The sequence below is a fragment of the Halochromatium sp. genome, assembly GCF_046541315.1.
GTDB lineage: Bacteria > Pseudomonadota > Gammaproteobacteria > Chromatiales > Chromatiaceae > Lamprobacter.
In genome coordinates this window covers 1-17,581 of record NZ_JBKHDN010000001.1, presented here as the reverse complement: position 1 = coordinate 17,581, position 17,581 = coordinate 1, and the positions used below count along the sequence as shown (strand labels likewise).

General features: G+C 64.1%; 17 protein-coding genes and 1 tRNA gene. All 18 read left to right on the top strand.

The features are described 5' to 3' along the window. The first annotated feature begins 70 nt into the window (after window positions 1-70). Window positions 71-835: a triose-phosphate isomerase gene (gene tpiA, locus ACLFQI_RS00090; protein WP_410756757.1), complete on the top strand. Its 765-nt coding sequence runs from the start codon at window positions 71-73 to the stop codon at window positions 833-835. Between the two features lie 63 nt (window positions 836-898). Next, a complete protein-coding gene (secG, locus tag ACLFQI_RS00085; RefSeq protein WP_410756756.1) occupies window positions 899-1,444 on the top strand; it encodes a preprotein translocase subunit SecG in 546 nt (181 codons plus the stop codon). Window positions 1,445-1,518: 74 nt separating this feature from the next. Further along, a tRNA-Leu gene (locus ACLFQI_RS00080) sits at window positions 1,519-1,603 on the top strand. 176 nt (window positions 1,604-1,779) lie between these two features. Beyond that, window positions 1,780-2,136, top strand: coding sequence for an NADH-quinone oxidoreductase subunit A (locus ACLFQI_RS00075; protein ID WP_410756755.1), 357 nt, complete (start codon window positions 1,780-1,782; stop codon window positions 2,134-2,136). 55 nt (window positions 2,137-2,191) lie between these two features. Then, entirely contained in the window at window positions 2,192-2,668 is a 477-nt protein-coding gene (locus ACLFQI_RS00070) for a NuoB/complex I 20 kDa subunit family protein (RefSeq protein ID WP_200247712.1), read from the top strand. 8 nt (window positions 2,669-2,676) lie between these two features. Continuing rightward, window positions 2,677-3,522, top strand: coding sequence for an NADH-quinone oxidoreductase subunit C (locus ACLFQI_RS00065; RefSeq protein ID WP_410756754.1), 846 nt, complete (start codon window positions 2,677-2,679; stop codon window positions 3,520-3,522). Then, complete coding sequence (locus ACLFQI_RS00060; RefSeq protein WP_410756753.1) at window positions 3,515-4,774, top strand: NADH-quinone oxidoreductase subunit D; 1,260 nt, start codon at window positions 3,515-3,517, stop codon at window positions 4,772-4,774. Before ACLFQI_RS00065 ends, ACLFQI_RS00060 begins: the two co-directional genes overlap by 8 nt. Beyond that, window positions 4,774-5,301, top strand: a complete 528-nt coding sequence (gene nuoE / locus ACLFQI_RS00055) for an NADH-quinone oxidoreductase subunit NuoE (RefSeq protein ID WP_410756752.1) — start codon at window positions 4,774-4,776, stop codon at window positions 5,299-5,301. The genes ACLFQI_RS00060 and nuoE overlap by 1 nt, the downstream gene beginning before the upstream one ends. A 13-nt stretch (window positions 5,302-5,314) precedes the next feature. Beyond that, window positions 5,315-6,604, top strand: a complete 1,290-nt coding sequence (gene nuoF / locus ACLFQI_RS00050) for an NADH-quinone oxidoreductase subunit NuoF (RefSeq protein ID WP_410756751.1) — start codon at window positions 5,315-5,317, stop codon at window positions 6,602-6,604. A 77-nt stretch (window positions 6,605-6,681) separates the two neighbouring features. Further along, window positions 6,682-9,123, top strand: a complete 2,442-nt coding sequence (gene nuoG, locus ACLFQI_RS00045; RefSeq protein WP_410756750.1) for an NADH-quinone oxidoreductase subunit NuoG — start codon at window positions 6,682-6,684, stop codon at window positions 9,121-9,123. Window positions 9,124-9,135: 12 nt separating this feature from the next. Then, window positions 9,136-10,191: an NADH-quinone oxidoreductase subunit NuoH gene (nuoH, locus tag ACLFQI_RS00040; RefSeq protein ID WP_410756749.1), complete on the top strand. Its 1,056-nt coding sequence runs from the start codon at window positions 9,136-9,138 to the stop codon at window positions 10,189-10,191. 67 nt (window positions 10,192-10,258) lie between these two features. Further along, the gene (gene nuoI / locus ACLFQI_RS00035; protein ID WP_410756748.1) at window positions 10,259-10,750 is read left to right on the top strand and encodes an NADH-quinone oxidoreductase subunit NuoI; all 492 of its coding nucleotides are present in this window, start codon (window positions 10,259-10,261) and stop codon (window positions 10,748-10,750) included. Between the two features lie 241 nt (window positions 10,751-10,991). After that, a complete protein-coding gene (locus tag ACLFQI_RS00030) occupies window positions 10,992-11,642 on the top strand; it encodes an NADH-quinone oxidoreductase subunit J (RefSeq protein ID WP_410756747.1) in 651 nt (216 codons plus the stop codon). Further along, the gene (gene nuoK / locus ACLFQI_RS00025; RefSeq protein WP_410756746.1) at window positions 11,639-11,944 is read left to right on the top strand and encodes an NADH-quinone oxidoreductase subunit NuoK; all 306 of its coding nucleotides are present in this window, start codon (window positions 11,639-11,641) and stop codon (window positions 11,942-11,944) included. The genes ACLFQI_RS00030 and nuoK overlap by 4 nt, the downstream gene beginning before the upstream one ends. Before the next feature lie 31 nt (window positions 11,945-11,975). Then, window positions 11,976-13,970, top strand: a complete 1,995-nt coding sequence (nuoL, locus tag ACLFQI_RS00020; protein WP_410756745.1) for an NADH-quinone oxidoreductase subunit L — start codon at window positions 11,976-11,978, stop codon at window positions 13,968-13,970. A gap of 19 nt (window positions 13,971-13,989) precedes the next feature. Next, complete coding sequence (locus ACLFQI_RS00015) at window positions 13,990-15,549, top strand: NADH-quinone oxidoreductase subunit M (protein ID WP_410756744.1); 1,560 nt, start codon at window positions 13,990-13,992, stop codon at window positions 15,547-15,549. Between the two features lie 12 nt (window positions 15,550-15,561). Continuing rightward, on the top strand, window positions 15,562-17,013 hold the full coding sequence (gene nuoN, locus ACLFQI_RS00010; RefSeq protein WP_410756743.1) for an NADH-quinone oxidoreductase subunit NuoN: 1,452 nt from the start codon (window positions 15,562-15,564) through the stop codon (window positions 17,011-17,013). 209 nt (window positions 17,014-17,222) lie between these two features. Then, on the top strand, window positions 17,223-17,581 hold a 359-nt coding region (locus ACLFQI_RS00005), incomplete at its 3' end, for a DUF4336 domain-containing protein (protein WP_410756742.1).

The window sequence follows — 17,581 nt, the reverse complement described above, 5'->3', positions numbered from 1 at the left end:
CTTCGCCACGCGCTTGCGCGGCCCCATGGAGGCCGTTAGAATGATCGGCTCTTTTCTTCGGGAGACAGTCATGCGTCAGCCCCTGATCGCGGGAAACTGGAAGATGAATGGCAGCAAGGTCATGACGGCCGAGCTGTTGACTGCCATCAAGGCCGGCCTCGGCGATATCGAGGCCTCCGAGGTCGCGGTGTGTCCGCCGTTTCCCTATCTCCATATCGCCGAGGAGATGCTGAGCGGGACCCCCATCCGCTACGGCTCGCAGGATTGCTCGCGCGAGGAAGACGGCGCCTTCACCGGTCAGGTTTCAGCGACCATGCTGAAGGATTTCGGCTGTACCTACGCGATCGTCGGTCATTCCGAGCGGCGCCTGTTCAATGCCGAGACCGATGCCGTGATCGCGCGCAAGTATCAGATGGTCACGGCCCATGGCTTGACGCCCATCCTCTGTGTCGGCGAGACGCTCGAGGAGCGTGAGCAGGGCAAGACCGAGGAGGTGGTCGCCCGCCATCTCGACGCGGTGCTCGAGTTGCCCGGCGGCGTTGCCGAGCTGGCGAAAGGCGTGATCGCCTACGAGCCGGTGTGGGCCATCGGGACCGGCGTCACCGCCACCCCGGAGCAGGCGCAAGAGGTGCATGCCTTCCTGCGCCAGCGCGTCGCCAAGAAGGACCCTGAGGTCGCGGCCGAATTGCGCATCCTCTATGGTGGCAGCATGAAGCCCGGTAACGCGCTCGAGTTGATGGCACAGGCCGATATCGATGGCGGTCTCATCGGTGGGGCAGCACTCAAGGCGGCTGACTTCCTGGCGATATGCAAGGCGGGCGATGCGAACGCCTAAACCGATGCGGGCTTGGCATCCGCCGAGCCACCGCCCAGACCGAGATCGAGACCGAGACCCCTCATGCAGCTCATATTGACCGTCCTCCATCTCGTCCTCGCGATTGGCATCATCACGCTCGTGCTGCTCCAGCATGGCAAGGGTGCCGATGCCGGCGCGGCGTTCGGCAGTGGTGCCTCGTCGACGGTCTTTGGTGCGCAGGGTTCCGGCTCTTTTCTCTCGCGCTCGACCGCGATCCTGGCCATCCTGTTCTTCTTGACCAGTATCGTGCTGGCCTACTTTGCCGCCCGCGTCGGTGAACCGGAAGGGCTCATGGATGACCTCGACAGGCCGATTCCTGTCGCTCCGGAGCAAGAGGGACCGCGAGACGGACCGCCGATTCCCGAGTCAGCACCCGAGTCAGCCCCGGGGCCAACCCCTGAGTCAGCGCCCGGGCCAGCCTCCGAGGAGGTGCCAGCGGTCGATGATCTGCCCGCGCCGTCCGAGAATGCCGAGGTGCCCGGTGACGGAGCGTCCGATCTGCCGCCCGCAGCGACGGACAGCGCGAACCGCGAGCAGGATGGGACCAACCCAGCCGATTCGCAAAGCGAGTTGCCGCCGGTCGATTAGGCGCGATTTGAGACGAGGCGAAAATTACGTAACCTGTCAGTCACGACATCTGCGATAATAGACAGGATGAATTTGCCGACGTGGTGGAATTGGTAGACACGCTGTCTTGAGGGGGCAGTGGCGCAAGCCGTGCCGGTTCGAGTCCGGCCGTCGGCACCAATCAGACAAGGCGACACCCGCTTGCGGGGTCGCCTTTTTTATCGGCGACACCCTGTCAACTCATTGATTATCATGGTTTTGCGTTGTTTCAGTTGGTTGACAGTCAGGGCTGCATGCACTAGCATGCAGAAGGTTTTCGTCGCCTAAAACGACCAACGTCCTGGAGCCACCGCTAGATGTTAGAGAACTATCTCCATATCTTGATCTTCCTGGCGGTCGCGATTCTGATCGGCTTCGCGCCCCGCGCGCTCGGCATGCTGCTCGGCCCGCGCCGGCCTGATCCCGAGAAGGATGCTCCTTACGAGTGTGGCTTCGACGCCTTCGAGAGCGCGCGCATGAAGTTCGATGTGCGCTACTACCTGGTCGCCATCCTCTTCATCCTGTTCGATCTCGAGATTGCCTTCCTGTTTCCCTGGGCCGTGGTGCTCGAGGACTTGGGAACAGCGGGATTGCTCGCCATGTCCGTGTTCTTGGGTATTCTCGTCGTCGGCTTCATCTACGAATGGCGCAAGGGCGCCCTCGACTGGGAATGACCGGCGACACCTAACCGTCGGCACGAGCGAGCGGCTGAGTTAAAGAGGGGGCTAGATGGGTATCGAAGGCATTCTCGAAGAGGGCGTGGTCACCACCACCGCCGACAAGTTGATCAACTGGGCGCGCACTGGCTCGCTGTGGCCGATGACCTTCGGTTTGGCCTGTTGCGCGGTGGAGATGATGCACGCCGGCGCCGCGCGCTATGACCTGGATCGCTTCGGCATCATCTTCCGCCCGAGTCCGCGCCAGTCCGATGTGATGATCGTCGCCGGCACCCTGGTCAACAAGATGGCACCGGCCTTGCGCAAGGTCTATGACCAGATGGCCGAGCCGCGCTGGGTGATCTCGATGGGTTCCTGCGCTAATGGTGGTGGCTACTATCACTACTCCTATTCGGTGGTGCGCGGCTGCGATCGCATCGTGCCGGTGGATGTCTATGTGCCCGGCTGTCCGCCAACGGCGGAGGCCTTGCTCTACGGCATCTTGCAGCTGCAGAACAAGATCCGCCGCACCAACACCATCGCGCGGTGACCCGACTCATGTCCGATCCGATCCTCATCACCGGCGACGCGCGCCTCGACGAACTGGCCGCGCGCCTGAGTGCTGCTTTCACGGCAACGGCAGCTAACGCAGAGGCGAAGTCGACCGATGCTGAGCCTGCTGACGCTGAGCCCGGCAACGCCAACCCCAGCGACGCCGAGTCCGCTCAAGCCAAGCCCAAAGGCGCTCCCGCCGGTCACTCCCTGAGCGCCGATCGCGGCGAACTGACGCTTGCGGTTCCAGCCAGCGCCCTCATCGAGACCTGCACGCGGCTGCGCGATGACCAAGACTTCGGCTTCGAGCAACTGATCGACCTCTGCGGCGTCGATTACGCCGCCTACGGGCTCTCGGAATGGGCGACCACCGAGGCCGCGCACTTCGGCTTCGGCCGTGGCGTCGATCGCGATCTCGAGCTCGAGACCGATCACCCTGAGCGCTTTGCCGTCGTCTATCACCTGCTCTCGCTCGCGCACAACTGGCGGCTGCGGCTGGTGGTGCGCACCGGCGGCGCTCAGCCTCTGGTGCCCTCGGTGGTGTCGATCTGGTCCGCCGCCGATTGGTTCGAGCGCGAGGCCTTCGATCTGTTCGGCATCCTCTTCGACGGCCATCCCGATTTGCGCCGCATCCTCACCGACTACGGCTTCGTCGGCCATCCATTCCGCAAGGACTTCCCGCTCAGCGGCCATGTCGCGATGCGCTACGATCCCGAGCAGGCGCGCGTGGTCTACGAGCCGGTCGAGATCGAGCCGCGCGTGCTGGTGCCCAAGGTCATCCGCGACGACAGCCGCTACCTCGGCGACGACCATCCGGCCGTCACCGGTGCCAAGGACGCAGCCAATGCCTGAGATTCGCAACTACACGCTGAACTTCGGTCCCCAGCATCCGGCCGCGCACGGGGTGCTGCGCCTGGTGCTGGAGATGGACGGCGAGGTCATCGATCGCGCCGATCCGCACATCGGGCTGTTGCATCGCGCGACCGAGAAGCTCGCCGAATCCAAGCCCTACAACCAGTCCATCGGCTACATGGACCGGCTCGACTACGTCTCGATGATGTGCAACGAGCACGGCTATGTGCGCGCGATCGAGAAACTGCTGGGTATCGAGGCGCCGATCCGCGCGCAATATATCCGCACCCTGTTCGACGAGATCACCCGCATCCTCAACCACCTGATGTGGCTCGGCGCGCATGCGCTCGATGTCGGCGCGATGAGCGTCTTCCTCTATTGCTTCCGCGAGCGCGAGGACCTGATGGACTGCTACGAGGCGGTCTCGGGCGCGCGCCTGCATGCGACCTATTACCGACCGGGCGGGGTCTACCGCGATCTGCCCGAGCAGATGCCGCGCTTCGCCGAGGAAAGCTCCAAGTGGCACGGCAAACGCACCATGCGCAGGCTCAACAAGCCCCGCAGCGGTTCCTTGCTCGATTTCATCGAGGACTTCAGCGAGCGCTTCCCCAAGCTGGTCGATGAGTACGAGACCCTGCTCACCGATAACCGGATTTGGAAGCAGCGCACCGTCGGCATCGGCGTGGTCGATGCCGAGCGCGCCAAGAACATCGGCTTCACCGGGCCGATGCTGCGCGGCTCAGGAGTGGCTTGGGATCTGCGCAAGATGCAGCCCTACGCGGCCTATGACCGGGTCGACTTCGATATCCCGGTGGGCCAGAACGGCGACTGCTACGACCGCTATCTGGTCCGCATCGAGGAGATGCGCCAGTCCAACCGCATCATCAAGCAGTGCATCGATTGGCTGCGCGCCAATCCCGGTCCGGTGATGGTCGACGACCATAAGGTCGCGCCACCGACTCGGGTCGGTATGAAGGACGACATGGAGGCGCTGATCCATCACTTTAAGCTGTTCACCGAGGGCTACTGCCCGCCGCCGGGCCAGGTCTATGCGGCGGTTGAGGCACCCAAGGGCGAGTTCGGTTGCTACATCGTCTCCGATGGCGCCAACAAGCCCTATCGGTTGAAAGTCCGCGCGCCCGGCTTCCCGCATCTCGCGGCGATGGACGAGATGGCCAAGGGCCACATGCTCGCCGATGTGGTCGCCATCATCGGCACCATGGATATCGTGTTTGGGGAGATCGACCGCTGATGAGTTTTCGCACGACACCGCTCGCGGTCATCCACGATGTCGACAAGGAGACGTTGCTCACGCCCGAGTTGCGCGCCGAGATCGACAAGCATGTCGCCAAGTATCCGCCGGAATGGAAACAGTCCGCGGTGATGCCGGCGCTGACGCTGGTGCAGGACCACAACGGCGGCTGGTTGACCCGCGAGCTGATGGATCAGGTCGCCGCCTATCTGGACATGCCCGAGACGGCGGTCTACGAGGTCGCCACCTTCTATGCGATGTACGACCTGGAGCCAGTCGGCCGGCACAAGGTCTGCGTCTGCAACAGCGTCTCCTGCATGCTCGGCGGTGCCGAGGAGCTGATGCACCATATCGAGAAGAAGTACAAGGTCGCCCCTGGCGGCACCACCGCCGATGGCAAGCTGACGTTCAAGGAGTTCGAATGTCTCGGTGCCTGCCGGCACGCCCCGGTGGTGATGGTCGATAAGACCTATCACGAGTGCGTGACCCCGGACGCTATCGACAAGATCATCGACGACCTCGACTGAGCGCGCGCGAGCCATGGCTGAGAACCACAACACCGTTTGCTTCCGCACCCTGCACCTCGACCCCCAGGTGCGGCATACCCTCGACAGCTATCGCAGCGTCGGCGGCTATGTGCAATGGGAGCGCATCCTGCGCGAGAAGCCCGATCCGGACCAGCTCATCGCCGAACTCAAGACCTCGGCCCTGCGCGGGCGTGGCGGCGCCGGTTTTCCAACCGGGCTGAAGTGGAGCTTCATGCCGCGCAGCAAGCCGGGTCAGAAGTACATCGTCTGCAATTCGGACGAAGGCGAGCCGGGCACCTGCAAGGACCGCGATATCCTGCGTTTCAATCCCCATCAGCTGATCGAGGGGATGGCGATCGCCGGTTACTGCATGGGTGCGACGGTCGGCTACAACTACATTCGCGGCGAGTTCTACGAGCCGACCGCGCGCTTCGAGGGCGCGCTGGAAGAGGCCTACGCGGCCGGCATGCTGGGCAAGGACCTGCTCGGCTCGGGCATCGATTTCGATCTCTACACGCATCTCGGCGCCGGTGCCTACATCTGTGGCGAGGAGACGGCGCTGCTCGAATCGCTCGAGGGCAAGAAGGGCCAGCCGCGCTTCAAGCCGCCGTTCCCGGCCCAGGCCGGGCTCTACGGTAAGCCGACCACGATCAACAACACCGAATCCCTGGCCTCGGTGCCGGTGATTTTGGAAAAGGGCGGCAAATGGTTCCTCGAGCAGGGTCGGCCGAACAATGGCGGCCCCAAGCTGTTCTCGGTCACCGGCCATGTCGCGCAGCCGTGCAATCTCGAGATCCCGCTCGGCACGCCGTTCAAGGATCTGCTTGAGATGGCCGGGGGCGTCAGCGGCGGCCGCGCGCTGAAGGCGGTGATCCCGGGCGGCTCCTCGGTGCCGGTGGTGCCGGGCGAGGTGATGATGCGCACCGACATGGACTACGACTCGATCGCCAAGGCCGGCTCGATGCTCGGCTCCGGCGCGGTGATCGTCATCGCCGAGGGCACCTGCATGGTGAAGGTGCTTGCGAATCTGGCGCACTTCTACGCGCACGAGTCCTGCGGCCAGTGCACGCCCTGTCGCGAGGGCACCGGTTGGCTGGCGCGGGTGCTCGATCGGATACTGGCGGGCAAGGGGCGATCGCAAGACCTTGATTTGCTCGACAATGTCGCCGGTCGTATCGGCGGTCGCACGATCTGCGCGCTCGGCGATGCCGCCGCGATGCCGGTGCAGAGTTTCCTCAAGCATTACCGATCCGAGTTCGAGCATCTCATCGAACACGGCCGTTCGCTGGTCGAGGCGGCCTGAGCGCCATGCTCATGGCCCGAGCTTCTCGCGCAGCCCCATGACGCCGCAGCGCAACCACAGCAGGTAGACCCAAATCGATGTCGGACGACAAGATCACCCTCGAGATCGACGGCCGTGTCTGCACGGCGGCGCCCGGTGAGATGATCATCGCGGTGGCCGATCGCGAGGGCATCGCGATCCCGCGTTTCTGCTATCACGAGAAGCTCTCGATCGCGGCCAACTGCCGCATGTGCCTGGTCGAGGCGGAGCAGGGCGGGCGCCCCTTCCCGAAGCCGATCCCGGCCTGCGCGACGCCGGTCAGCGATGGCATGAAGGTGCTCACGCGCTCGCCGAAGGCGCTCGATGCCCAGCGCGGCACCATGGAGTTCCTGCTCATCAATCATCCGCTCGACTGCCCGATCTGCGATCAGGGCGGCGAGTGCGAGCTGCAAGACGTCTCGATGGGCTATGGCGAGGACGTCTCGCGCTTCAGCGAGCGCAAGCGCGTGGTCAAGGATGAAGACCTCGGGCCGCTGATCGCCACCGAGATGACCCGCTGCATCCACTGCACCCGCTGCGTGCGCTTCGGCGCCGAGATCGCCGGCCTGCGCGAGCTGGGCGCGACCGGCCGCGGCGAGGACATGCGCATCGGCACCTTCGTCGAGCATACGATGGCGCATGAGCTTTCGGGCAACATTATCGATCTCTGTCCGGTCGGCGCGCTGACCTCGAAGCCCTATCGATTCACCGCGCGCGCCTGGGAGCTGACCTCGGCGCCCAGCATCGCGCCGCATGACGGGGTCGGCTCGAACCTGCACCTGCATCTGCGCGGTGGCCAGGTCATGCGCGTGCATCCGCGCGACAACGAGGCGGTGAACGAGTGCTGGATCTCGGATCGCGACCGTTTCAGCTACGAGGGCCTGAACAGCCCCGAGCGCTTGACCGCGCCGATGCTCAAACGCGACGGTCGCTGGCAGGCGGTCGACTGGCAGGCGGCCCTGCATGCGGCGATCGAGGCGCTGCAGGCGCCGGGGCCGGATCAGCTCGGTTGCTTGGTCGCGCCGAGCGCGACGCTGGAAGAGCAATTCCTGCTACAGCGACTGGTGCGCGCGCTGGGCAGCGATCATATCGATACCCGGTTGCGCCAGCAGGATTTTCGCGCAGATGCCGCCGATCCCGCATGCCCTTGGCTCGGGCTTCCGATCGCCGAACTCGAACAGCAGCAAGGCGTGCTGCTCATCGGCAGCGATCCGCGCCAGGAGCAGCCCTTGCTGGCGCACCGTCTGCGCAAGGCCGCGCTCGATGGCGCGACCATCGCGTTGCTGAATCCCTACGCGGTCGATCTCAATCACGCCAGCCTGCAGCTAGTGACCGCGCCGCCGGCGCTGGCCTCCGAGCTGCGGGCGCTCTTGCAGGCGCTCGGCAAGCCGGTACCGGGCGCGACCGCCGAGGTCAGCGACCGGCACCGACAGATCGCCGCCGCGCTGCAAGCGGCTGGCAAGTCCGGGCAAGGCCTGGTGCTACTCGGCGCGCTGGCCGAGGCCGATCCCGATTACGGCCTGCTGCGGGCGCTGGCGGCCGCGCTCGCCGAGGCCGCCGAGTGCAAGCTCGGCTTCCTCGCGCTAGGCGCGAACAGCGTCGGCAGCCGGCTGGCCGGCAGTCTGCCGCATCGCCTGCCGGGCGGCGCGGTTGCGAAGCGGCATGGTCTCGATGCCCAGGCGATGTTGACCGACCCACGCCAAGGCTATCTGCTCTGGGGCCTGGAGCCGGAGCGCGATCTCGCCGATCCGAGCCTGGCAATGGCCGCGCTGCGCAGCGCCCAGCAGGTGGTGGCCTGCAGCCAGTTCAAGAGCGCGGCGCTCGCTGAGGTCGCTGACGTGCTGTTACCGATCTCGGCCTTCGCCGAGACCGCGGGCACCTTCGTCAATGCCGAGGGGCGCTGGCAGCGCTTCCAGGGCGCGGTCGCCCCGGCCGGCGATGCGCGCCCGGGCTGGAAGGTCTTGCGAGTGCTCGGCACCATGCTCGAGTGCGAGGGATTCGACCAGAACAGCGCCCGCGAGATTCACGACGAGGTGGCCCAGGTCTGTGCCGATCTCGCGCCGGATAACCGGTTGGGCGATGCGCAGGCGTTGACCTCGATCACCGAACGACCGCCACCGTCCGGCTCCGACCTGACCCGCATCGGCAACCTGCCGATCTATGCCAGCGATGCGTTGGTGCGCCATGCGCCGGCCTTGCAGCGCACGCCCTTGGCCGAGTCGCTGGCGGTGCATCTGCATCCGCGGCAGGCCGCCGAGCTGGGGCTGGCCGCGGGCGATCAGGCGCGTCTGCGCCAGGAGACTGGCGCGGGCCTGAGCAGGGGTTCCGGAGCGGGCATTGACAACGCGGCGGCCTCAGAGGTCGCGTGCGCGGCCCGGGCGGCGGTCGTGTTCGATGACCGCGTCGCCCTCGGCTGCGCGCGGATTCCAGCCGCCGTCGACGGCAGCGAGATGCTCGGGCCGTGCATCGGTCCGCTGCGTATCGAGAAGATCGAGGCCTAGGAGCGCAAGCAGATGATGGACTTATGGAACTGGCTGCCACTGCCGTTGCGGAGCCTGATCGCGATCCTCACGATCGTCGGCCCGTTGCTCGCGGTGGTGGCCTGGTACACCTATGCCGAACGCAAGGTGATCGGCTATATCCAGGTGCGCATCGGGCCCAATCGGGTCGGCTGGCGCGGACTCTTGCAGCCGATCGCCGACGCGCTCAAGCTGATGGTCAAGGAGATCGTCATCCCGACCAAGGCCAATAGGGGGCTGTTCCTGCTCGCGCCGCTGATCTCGATCGTGCCGGCGCTCGCGGCCTGGGCGGTGGTGCCGTTCGATGCCGGGCTGGTGCTGGCCGATATCAATGCCGGTCTGCTCTATGTGCTGGCGCTGACCTCGCTCGGCGTCTACGGCGTCATCATCGCCGGCTGGGCCTCGAACTCGAAGTACGCGCTGCTCGGCGCAATGCGCGCGGCGGCGCAGATCGTCGCCTATGAGATCGCGATGGGCTTCGCGCTGGTCGGGGTACTGGTCGCCGCCGGCAGCCTGAACCTGAGCGCGATCGTCGAGGCGCAATCCGGCAATCTGCTGACCTGGTTCTGGCTGCCGTTGCTGCCGCTGTTCGGGGTCTATTTCATCTCCGGCGTTGCCGAGACCAACCGCGCGCCCTTCGATGTCGCCGAGGGCGAGTCCGAGATCGTCGCCGGCTTCCATGTCGAATACTCGGGCATGGCATTCGCCATCTTCTTCCTCGCCGAATACGCCAACATGGTGTTGATCGCGATGCTGGCGACACTGCTGTTCTTCGGCGGCTGGCTGTCGCCGTTCCAGGGCATTCCGGTGCTCGACGAGGCCACGGCCTGGGTGCCGGGCATGATCTGGATTCTGCTCAAGACCTTCTTCTTCATGTTCGTCTTCCTCTGGCTGCGCGCGACCTTTCCGCGCTACCGCTATGACCAGATCATGCGGCTGGGCTGGAAGGTGTTCATTCCGATCACGATCGTCTGGATCCTGGTGGTCGCCGTGGCCGTGCTCGCGCAGTTGCCGCCCTGGTGGTCGGCGGCGACCGCCGCGCTGGGATGACCGGCTGGGAACCGCAACGATGCGTGACCGCGCCTCCCGCGCTAGTCGATAGCCGATAGAGTGAACCATGCTTCAAGCCGCTCGCACTTATCTCAACAGTCTCCTGCTCGTCGAACTGTTCCGCGGAATGGGCCTGACCGGGCGCTACCTGTTCAAGCGCAAGTTCACGGTGCAGTATCCGGAGGAGAAGGCGCCGGTCTCGCCGCGTTTTCGGGGTCTGCACGCGCTGCGCCGTTACCCGAACGGCGAGGAGCGCTGCATCGCCTGCAAGCTCTGCGAGGCTGTCTGTCCCGCGCTGGCGATCACCATCGAGGCCGAGCCGCGCGCCGATGGATCGCGGCGCACGACACGCTACGATATCGATCTCTTCAAGTGCATCTACTGCGGCTTTTGCGAGGAATCCTGCCCGGTCGATTCGATCGTCGAGACCGACATCTATGAGTATCACTTCGAGAATCGCGGCGAGAACATCATGACCAAAGACACATTGCTCGCGATCGGGGATAAATACGAGTCGCGCATCGCGGCGGCCCGCAGCGCGGATGCGCCCTATCGCTGAGAGCGAGAACCTGGTTGCTCGCCGAGGCAATCGAGGCAAGCGATTCAGAGAACGCGAGGACACTGTTCATCAACGACCTCCCACCTGGAAGGCCATTGTCTGGCCCATAGCGGGATGTCGATGGGCAGCGATGAACGAGCGCAGTGGCTACTGTCGCTGCCCGATTGAACGATCGACTGTCAACGTCTGCCTGCGCGCGTGAGAGCCGGTCTCCCGCGCAGCCACGCCAGCTGGAAATTCCATGGGCTTCGAAAAATTTCTCTTCTCTGTGTTCGCGGCCATCACCGTCTTCGCTGCGGGGATGGTGGTGACGCGCCGCAACCCGGTGCACGCGGTGTTGTTTCTGGTGTTGGCCTTTGTCAGCAGCGCGGCCCTGTGGCTGTTGCTGGAGGCGGAGTTCCTCGGCATCGTGCTGGTGCTGGTCTATGTCGGCGCGGTGATGGTGCTGTTCCTGTTCGTGGTGATGATGCTCGATATCGACATCGCCGCGCTGCGCGGGCAGTTCATCCGCTACCTGCCGCTCGGGCTGCTGATCGCGCTGGTGATGGTGGTGAATCTGTTCCTGGTGCTGGGACCGTCGAACTTCGGGCTCGAGCTGTTCGCCAAGCCCGAGGCGCGGCCCGCCGACTACAGCAATACGGTCGAACTCGGGCTCGATCTCTATACCACCTATCTGTATCCGTTCGAGATCGCCGCGGTGATCCTGCTGGTCGCCATCGTCGCCGCGATTCGCCTGACGCTGCGCCGGCGCCCCGAGACCAAGTATCAGGATGCCTCGCAACAGGTACGGGTGAAGAAGGGGCCGGATCGCATCCGTCTGGTGTCGATGCCGGCCGCGCCGCGTCTGGGTCAAAACGCGGCGGCACCGGCGCTGAAGGAGGACTCCGAATGATCGCGCTCTCCGATTACCTGCTGCTTGGCGGCCTGCTGTTCTCGATCTCGGTCGCCGGGGTGTTCCTGAACCGCAAGAACGTGCTCATTTTGCTGATGTGCATCGAACTGATGCTGCTGGCGGTGAACATGAACTTCGTCGCCTTTGCGCATTTCCTCGGCGATCTGAGTGGTCAGATCTTCGTCTTCTTCATCCTCACCGTCGCTGCCGCCGAAGCCGCGATCGGGCTCGCCATCCTGGTGGTCCTGTTCCGCAACCGGCGCACCATCAACGTCGACGATCTGGACATGCTCAAGGGTTGAGCCCACCGGACACCGCTCGGAGAATCCTTCAATGGAGAGCCTTTATCTGACCATCGTGCTGGCGCCGCTGATCGGCGCCATCATTGCCGGCTTCTTCGGCGGCAAGATCGGCCGCGTGGGCGCGCACTCGGTCGCGATTGCCGGCGTCGGCCTGTCCACCGTGCTGTCGCTCTGGGTCCTGTCGCGCTTCATCTGGCACGAGGAGCCGGCCTTCAACGACAGCGTCTACACCTGGATGGTCGCCGGCGGCCTCCGCTTCGAGATCGGCTTCCTGGTCGATCGCCTCACCGCGCTGATGATGGCGGTGGTGACCTTCGTCTCGCTGATGGTGCACATCTACACCATCGGCTACATGGCCGACGACGCCCATAACTGGCCCGAGGATTCGCGCGTCGGCACCAACAGCTATCAGCGCTTCTTCAGCTATATCTCGCTGTTCACCTTCTCGATGCTGATGCTGGTGATGTCGAACAACTTCCTGCAGCTGTTCTTCGGCTGGGAAGCGGTGGGCCTGGTCTCCTATCTGCTGATCGGCTTCTACACGGTGCGCGAGTCGGCGATCTCGGCCAATCTCAAGGCCTTCCTGGTCAACCGGGTCGGGGATTTCGGCTTCATCCTCGGGATCGCCGCGGTGGCGATGTACTTCGGCTCGCTCGACTATGCCGAGGTCTTCGCGCAGGCGCCGGACCTCGCCGACACCCAGGTCGCGGTGTTCGGCGGGGTCTCGTTGATGACGCTGATCTGCATCCTGCTGTTCATCGGCGCCATGGGCAAATCGGCACAGATGCCGCTGCATGTCTGGCTGCCGGACTCGATGGAAGGCCCGACGCCGATCTCGGCGCTGATCCATGCCGCGACCATGGTCACCGCCGGTGTCTTCATGGTCGCGCGCATGTCGCCACTGTACGAGCTTTCGAGCACGGCGCTGTCGTTCGTGCTGGTGATCGGCGCGGTCACCGCCTTCTTCATGGGCCTGGTCGGGCTGGTGCAGAACGACATCAAGCGCATCGTCGCCTATTCGACCTTGTCGCAGCTGGGCTATATGATCGCCGCGCTCGGCGCCTCGGCCTATGCCGCCGGGATCTTCCATCTGATGACCCATGCCTTCTTCAAGGCACTGCTGTTCCTCGCCGCCGGCTCGGTGATCATCGCCATGCACCACGATCAGGACATCCGCAACATGGGCGGGCTCAAGCGCTACATGCCGATCACCTGGATCACCGCGCTGCTCGGCTCGCTGGCGCTGATCGCCTTCCCCGGCTTCTCCGGCTTCTTCTCCAAGGACGCGATCATCGAGGCGGTGGGGCATTCGCACATCGGTGGCGCTGGCCTCGCGCATCTGCTGCTGACCCTGGGCGCCTTCGTCACCGCGCTCTATAGCTTCCGGCTGTATTTCCTGGTGTTCCACGGCGAGCCGCGCATGGATCATCACGCCCGCTCGCATCTGCACGAGACGCCCTGGGTGGTGACTGTCCCGCTGATCGCGCTGGCGATCCCCTCGGTGTTCATCGGCTGGTACGCCATCGAGCCGCTGCTGGTGCAGAACTGGCTTGGCGATGCGATCACCGTCAAGCCCGAGCAGGACACGCTGCATCATCTGGCCGCGCATTGGCACGGGCAGCGCGAATTCATTCGCCATGGCATGCAGGCATTGCCGTTCTGGCTGTCGATGGCGGGACTTGGGCTGGCGGCCTACTATTGGCTGTACCAGCATCGACGCAATCCGAACATCGATGTCGAATTGCAAGCGCGTGGCGGTCGTCTGACGCGCCTGCTCGAGGACAAGTACGGCTTCGACGACTTCAACCAGCGCGTGTTCGCGGGCGGCAGTCAGCGCATCGGCCGCTTCCTCTGGAAGAGCAGCGACCAACGCGTCATCGATGGCGCGGTAGTCAACGGCTCGGCGCGGGCGGTCGGCTGGCTTGCGGGCGTGGTCCGGCACCTGCAGAGCGGCCTGCTTTACCACTATGCCTTCGCGATGATCCTTGGCCTGGTGATGCTCTTGACCCTGTACGTGACCTTCTAAGACGCGGGAGACCTGGCGCATGTTATTGGAATTTCCCTGGCTCTCGCTGGTCATCTGGCTGCCGATCATTGGCGGTATCGTGGTGATCGCCAGTGGTGAGCAGAATGCCGAACTGACCAAGCGCATCGCCTTGGTGTACGCGCTCCTGACCTTCCTGGTCAGCCTGATCCTCTGGTTCGGCTTCGATCCCAGCACCGCCGAGATGCAGTTCGTCGAACGTTCGGCCTGGCTGCCGGCGCTCGGTATCGAATACCACCTCGGCATCGATGGCATCTCGATGCCGCTGATCCTGCTCACCACCTTCATCGGCATCTTCGTCATCATCGCCGGCTGGGATGTGATCCGCCATCGGCCCTCGCATTACATGGCCGCCTTCCTGATCATGGAGGGCATCATGGTCGGTGTCTTCTCGGCGCTGGATGCGATCCTGTTCTACGTCTTCTGGGAGGCGATGCTGATCCCGATGTTCATCATCATCGGGGTCTGGGGCGGGCCGAATCGGGTCTACGCGACCATCAAGTTCTTCCTCTACACCTTCTTCGGCTCGGTGTTCATGCTGGTCGCGCTGCTCTATCTGTCCTTTGAGACCGGCAGCTTCGACATCCTCGGCTTCCATGCCGCGCCGCTGGGGCTGACCGCGCAGATCCTGATCTTCATCGCCTTCCTGCTCGCCTTCGCGGTCAAGGTGCCGATGTTTCCGGTGCATACCTGGCTGCCGGACGCGCATGTCGAGGCGCCGACCGGCGGTTCGGTGATCCTGGCGGCGATCATGCTCAAGATCGGTGGCTATGGCTTCCTGCGCTTCAGTCTGCCGATCACCCCGGATGCGAGTGCCGCGCTCGACTGGCTGATCATTGCGATGTCGCTGATCGCGGTGATCTACATCGGCCTGGTGGCCTTGGTGCAGCAGGATATGAAGAAGCTGATCGCCTACTCGTCGATCGCGCACATGGGCTTCGTCACCCTCGGCTTCTTCGTCATCTTCGGCATCTTACAGCGCGCCGAGACCGCTGGCGCGGTGATGGGCATCGAGGGCGGCATGGTGCAGATGATCTCGCACGGCTTCATCTCCGGCGCGCTGTTCCTCTGCGTCGGCGTGCTCTACGACCGCATGCACACGCGCGAGATCTCGGCCTACGGCGGGGTGATCAACCGCATGCCCTGGTTCGGCGCCTTCGTCGTCTTCTTCGCCATGGCCAATGCCGGGCTGCCGGGCACCTCCGGTTTCGTCGGCGAGCTGATGGTGATCCTCGCCGCCTTCCAGGCCGACTTCTGGTTCGCCTTCCTGGCCGCGACCACGCTGGTGTTGGCGGCCGCCTTCACGCTCTGGCTGGTGAAGCGGGTGATCTTCGGCGAGGTCGGCAACGAGCAGGTCGCCAAGCTCGAAGATCTCGATCGCCGCGAAACGCTGAATCTCGGCGTGCTCGCCGCCGCGACGCTCGCCATCGGCCTCTGGCCCAAGCCGCTGATCGAGGTGATGGAGCCGACCATCGAGCAGCTGGTGCAGCAGGTGCAGGTCAGTAAACTGCCGTCGGCGATCGCGGTCGACGACGCCCCGATTGCCGGTCTCAAGCCCTAAGGGATCCCTGTCATGACGACGCTTACCCCCTCCTTGACCTCTTCGATGATCGCGATCCTGCCGGAGCTGGTCATCCTGGTGACCGCCTGCGGTGTATTGATCGTCGATCTCTATACGCGCGCCGAGCACAAGCAGAGCAATCACAACCTGACCATCATCGGCCTGGTGCTGGCGTTGATGGCCGTGGGTGCGGTCGGCAGTCCGGTGCCGACCGCGGCCTTCAGCGCGAGCTTCATTCGCGATCCGATGAGCGATCTGCTCAAGGGCGCGATCCTCGTCGTCTCGCTGCTGACCTTCATCTACGCCAAGGATTACATGCGCGACCGCGAGATGTGGGTCGGCGAGTACCATGTGCTGCTGCTGTTCGCGGTGCTCGGCATGCTGATCATGGTCTCGGCGAACGGCTTCCTGACCCTCTATCTGGGCCTGGAGCTGCTCTCGCTCTGTCTCTATGCGTTGGTCGCCTTCGATCGCGATTCCAAGCAGGGCGCCGAGGCGGCGATGAAGTACTTCGTGCTCGGCGCGCTCGGCTCGGGCATGTTGCTGTATGGCATCTCGATGCTCTATGGCGCCTCGGGTGGCTTCGCCTTCGCCGATGTCGCCGCTGCCGTCGCCAGTGCCGGCGTCGACGACAGGATCCTGGTCTTCGGCTTGGTCTTCGCGCTGATCGGCATCGCGTTCAAGTTCGGCGCCGTGCCCTTCCACATGTGGCTGCCGGATGTCTATCAGGGCGCGCCGACGCCGATCGTGCTGTTTCTGTCCAGTGCGCCGAAGATCGCCGCCTTCGCGATGGCCGCGCGTATCCTGATCGAGGCGCTCGGCGGGCTGCAATCGGACTGGGGCGAGATCCTGGTGATCCTCTCGGTGCTGTCGTTGGCACTCGGCAATGTCGTCGCCATCGCGCAGACCAATATCAAGCGCATGCTGGCCTATTCGACCATCTCGCACGTCGGCTTCATCTTCCTCGGGCTGCTTGCCGGCAGCGAGCAGGGCTATGCCTCGGCGATGTTCTACTCGGTGGTCTATGCGCTGATGTCGGCCGGCGCCTTCGGCGTGCTGCTGATGATGTCGAGCAAGGGCCAGGATGTGCAGGAACTGGATGACCTCAAGGGCCTGTCCGACCGCGCGCCCTGGCTGGCGGCGATGATGGCGCTGATGATGTTCTCGATGGCTGGCGTGCCGCCGATGGTCGGTTTTGTCGCCAAGCTGCTGGTGCTGGAGGCGATCATCGCCCAAGGGATGGTCTGGCTGGCGATCGTCGCGGTGGTGTTCTCGATCATCGGCGCCTTCTACTATCTGCGCGTGGTCAAGCTGATCTACTTCGACAAGCCGGTCACCGAGGTGCCGGTGACGGCCGACGCCAGCGCGCGGGTGGCGATCACCGTCAACGGCGCCGCGATCCTGTTGCTCGGGATGTATCCGGCAACCTTGTTCACGCTCTGTCAGCAGGCGTTTTCGGGTTGAGGCGGTCAGTTCCTGACCATCGACCTAGTGCAACGCTGCTGAAGTCTCGATACATGCTGATGACTCACACCGTTGTCGATATTGGAGCTTGGGCACTTTCGGGCGGTATCGAATCTTTGGCAGCATTGCACTAGTTGTCCCCTGTTGGGTCGCGGTCTCGCTCAACCGGCTCGGCTGAGCATGGCGTTATGCAAGTAAGGGACAGAGCCGTGCAGCTTAATCAGGTCGGCGACGAAATATGGACCTATGATGGGTGCGAAGTCGATTTTTATGGGTTTACTTTTCCCACAAGGATGACAGTCGTGAGATTGCGAGGTGCGGATCTTTGGATCCACTCGCCAGAAAAGCTTAGTGAACAATTGAAGCAAGAGTTGGCGGCATTTGGGACGGTCCGCTATCTGATTTCTCCAAATAAGCTGCATCATCTCTTTCTTGGGCAGTGGATAGAAGCCTATCCCAAAGCGCGGAAGTATTCAGCGCCGGGCCTTGCACGCAAGCGGCGGGATATCAAGTTCGATGCCGAGCTATCCGAATGCTCTGATGGTGAGTGGAGTCGAGAGATCGAGCA

What these genes read in the sequence shown, in the direction of transcription:
- tpiA (WP_410756757.1), top strand. Translation starts at nt 71, where the DNA reads ATGCGTCAGCCCCTGATCGCGGGAAACTGGAAGATGAATGGCAGCAAG.
- secG (WP_410756756.1), top strand. Translation starts at nt 899, where the DNA reads ATGCAGCTCATATTGACCGTCCTCCATCTCGTCCTCGCGATTGGCATC.
- ACLFQI_RS00075 (WP_410756755.1), top strand. Translation starts at nt 1,780, where the DNA reads ATGTTAGAGAACTATCTCCATATCTTGATCTTCCTGGCGGTCGCGATT.
- ACLFQI_RS00070 (WP_200247712.1), top strand. Translation starts at nt 2,192, where the DNA reads ATGGGTATCGAAGGCATTCTCGAAGAGGGCGTGGTCACCACCACCGCC.
- ACLFQI_RS00065 (WP_410756754.1), top strand. Translation starts at nt 2,677, where the DNA reads ATGTCCGATCCGATCCTCATCACCGGCGACGCGCGCCTCGACGAACTG.
- ACLFQI_RS00060 (WP_410756753.1), top strand. Translation starts at nt 3,515, where the DNA reads ATGCCTGAGATTCGCAACTACACGCTGAACTTCGGTCCCCAGCATCCG.
- nuoE (WP_410756752.1), top strand. Translation starts at nt 4,774, where the DNA reads ATGAGTTTTCGCACGACACCGCTCGCGGTCATCCACGATGTCGACAAG.
- nuoF (WP_410756751.1), top strand. Translation starts at nt 5,315, where the DNA reads ATGGCTGAGAACCACAACACCGTTTGCTTCCGCACCCTGCACCTCGAC.
- nuoG (WP_410756750.1), top strand. Translation starts at nt 6,682, where the DNA reads ATGTCGGACGACAAGATCACCCTCGAGATCGACGGCCGTGTCTGCACG.
- nuoH (WP_410756749.1), top strand. Translation starts at nt 9,136, where the DNA reads ATGATGGACTTATGGAACTGGCTGCCACTGCCGTTGCGGAGCCTGATC.
- nuoI (WP_410756748.1), top strand. Translation starts at nt 10,259, where the DNA reads ATGCTTCAAGCCGCTCGCACTTATCTCAACAGTCTCCTGCTCGTCGAA.
- ACLFQI_RS00030 (WP_410756747.1), top strand. Translation starts at nt 10,992, where the DNA reads ATGGGCTTCGAAAAATTTCTCTTCTCTGTGTTCGCGGCCATCACCGTC.
- nuoK (WP_410756746.1), top strand. Translation starts at nt 11,639, where the DNA reads ATGATCGCGCTCTCCGATTACCTGCTGCTTGGCGGCCTGCTGTTCTCG.
- nuoL (WP_410756745.1), top strand. Translation starts at nt 11,976, where the DNA reads ATGGAGAGCCTTTATCTGACCATCGTGCTGGCGCCGCTGATCGGCGCC.
- ACLFQI_RS00015 (WP_410756744.1), top strand. Translation starts at nt 13,990, where the DNA reads ATGTTATTGGAATTTCCCTGGCTCTCGCTGGTCATCTGGCTGCCGATC.
- nuoN (WP_410756743.1), top strand. Translation starts at nt 15,562, where the DNA reads ATGACGACGCTTACCCCCTCCTTGACCTCTTCGATGATCGCGATCCTG.